Origin of the sequence: Vibrio sp. S12_S33 (genome assembly GCF_963889785.1) — a bacterium.
Taxonomy (GTDB): domain Bacteria; phylum Pseudomonadota; class Gammaproteobacteria; order Enterobacterales; family Vibrionaceae; genus Vibrio; species Vibrio aestuarianus.
This window is the reverse complement of the sequence record NZ_CAWPQZ010000110.1, coordinates 1-2,353: the sequence shown is the minus strand read 5'-3', so window position 1 is coordinate 2,353 and position 2,353 is coordinate 1. Positions and strand designations below refer to the sequence as shown.

The window sequence follows — 2,353 nt, the reverse complement described above, 5'->3', positions numbered from 1 at the left end:
ACACACCGGACAAATCTCAGCTTCTCAACTATCTCGCCAGTGGCACTTTTCGGGAAGTGTTTGAACTTAACGAAGTCTGCTTACGGGAAGTGTTGTGTTTGTTAAGTTCGGTGACGCGGTTTCTTTGGTGTTGAAATTCATGAATGCTTAAATTCGTTTCGTGTGCTTTGTCGTTGGCTTTTTCGATAGAATTCTTTGCAAATTACCGAGCTCAGGAATGGTGATTTATTCGGCCATTTCTTCTTTGCCAAGCGCATTTCGTGGATTGGGCTTTAATTTCACAGCTGTCCGTTTTACTTTGCCGTTTGAAAGCAATAATGTGTTTCAAATTAGGCATTTTGTCGTAATTTGCTAGCGAAAGTGCAGCAGCTAACTAGGCGTTTAAGACGGATTCCCAACGCTTGGGAGTTTCGGCTCTAGGTTGAGTGTTGTGTTTAAGGCACAATGGTTTAGGATTGTGGTCGCGTTGCTCACCACTTAACGCAGCGTTAGGTGAATAGAGGGAGAAACACAAGTTTGAGGATGGCTAAAGCTTTAAAGGGGGCGATAAATGAACAAAATTATATGGCCTAGCCTAGTATTGTCTCACTTCGCTAAAGTTTTTATTATGGTTTCTCTAGTCGTATCTTGGTGTTCAACTGGACTCTATAAGTATTTGTATCATCAGCATATTGATTTCGCACATCTTTGTTCCGTAATACTAATTTATGCTATCGGCTGCTTTATCTTTGACCGAGACCTACCGATTGGAACGATAGCGATGAACTATGAAGCAGAAAGCTCAGGTAATCAATTTGGACGTTTTCTAATCACGATAATTTGCTTAATCTGTTATTGCTATGTAGTTCTCAGAGTTTTGTAGTTAACATCATACGCAATCACCTAACAAGCAATTTAAGAGGGATTCACAACGCTTGGCATTATTTGCTTCTACTTCAAATTTAGCGCTTATGGCACAATGCTTTAGGTTGGGTGGTAGCGTTATTCACCCCTTAATTGGGCGTTATACGATTAATAAAAAACACTGTTCGCAATTGATATCTTCAGATATAGTTTATAAATTAAATGAATGATTTTAGGAAGTGTCATGCAATTATGGGTTTTGCCAATTACTCTATTTTCAGCTATGTCATATAGCGCATCAAATATAATACCAATTGGGTATGAAGTTCCTGAATATATTGCACTCGAAGAGAAAAATTCTGGGTGTGAAAGCATTGTATGCAAGGATGTGGTTGAGAAGCAGTCGGTACCAAAGGTAGGTGATATACCTAAAAGAGAGGGCAACAAAACGATAGAAACTATAGGCAGCGTTGTTTATCTTGTTGGCGAAGCTAGCCAAACTAACGAATTACCAATAGACGAAATGATAGAAATATTCTCAGACTAAGTCGCAGCGTATAACAAACAATTTAAGAGTGACTCCTAACGCTTGGCGAGTTCACTCCGGTTTGAAATTTGTGTTTACGGTGCAATGGGTTAGCTTGGGTGTTATAGCGTTGTCGCACCTTAATTGGGCGTTATGCCTTTCAAATAAAAAGGAACTTTCGATGTTTAAAATCGAGACTAAGCGTCTGATTATTAGAGATATGACTCCGAACGATGAAGATGCTTTTGTTGCTATGTCTCAGGATGCTAAATATCAGCGTTTCTATGACGAAAGCGATTGTGACCCTAATAAATACCGAGAGTTAACAAGCTTGTTTATCACTCAGGCTTCTGAGAAGCCAAGAAAATCATACCAATTAGCTGTCGAGTGTAAGGTGTCAGGTGAGTTCGTTGGGACCGTTTGTTTACGCCTAGAGGACAATCAACAGGCTTCGATGGGGTGTGCATTTTCCAGAGTCTCTCAAGGCAATAAGTTAAGTCATGAAGCCGCCTTGGTTCTGGCAGATTTTGGCTTCTCTGAGTTGGGAGTTCACCGCATTTATGCGGAGACAATCAGTAAAAACTTGCCAGCTATTAAGCTCTGTAAGTCTCTAGGTATGCGCGAAGAGGCATATTTTAGAGAGCATCGTTTTTTCAAAGAACAGTGGTGGGATACAGTGGTTTTGGCAGTCCTTCGAACCGAGTGGGGCAAGGCATAACAAACAATTTAAGAGGGATTCCCAACGCTTGGCATTTTTGGTTCTACTTCAAGTTAAGTGTTTATGGCACAATGCTTTAGGTTGGGTGGTAGCGTTGCTCACCCCTTAATTGGGCGTTAGCAGGGGTTAAGAAAAACGTTGAATTTAGGGTGGAAAGGCTTTCGGTTTTCTAGCTACACACCAGACAAATCTCAGCTTTTCAACTATCTCGCCAGTGGCACTTTTCGGGAAGTGTTTGAACTTAACGAAGTCTGCTTACGGGAAGT

Annotated in this window: 2 protein-coding genes; both read left to right on the top strand. The window is 40.8% G+C overall.

Annotation, left to right across the window (positions count from 1 at the left end):
• Positions 1-1,087: 1,087 nt before the first annotated feature.
• Positions 1,088-1,390, top strand: coding sequence for a hypothetical protein (locus AACW06_RS19180; RefSeq protein WP_064626849.1), 303 nt, complete (start codon positions 1,088-1,090; stop codon positions 1,388-1,390).
• Positions 1,391-1,550: 160 nt separating this feature from the next.
• Complete coding sequence (locus tag AACW06_RS19175) at positions 1,551-2,087, top strand: GNAT family N-acetyltransferase (RefSeq protein ID WP_192076283.1); 537 nt, start codon at positions 1,551-1,553, stop codon at positions 2,085-2,087.
• Positions 2,088-2,353 lie beyond the last annotated feature (266 nt).

Bases quoted from the DNA above. Each gene is read 5' to 3' on its own strand.
- AACW06_RS19175 (WP_192076283.1), top strand. From the start codon at position 1,551: ATGTTTAAAATCGAGACTAAGCGTCTGATTATTAGAGATATGACTCCG.
- AACW06_RS19180 (WP_064626849.1), top strand. From the start codon at position 1,088: ATGCAATTATGGGTTTTGCCAATTACTCTATTTTCAGCTATGTCATAT.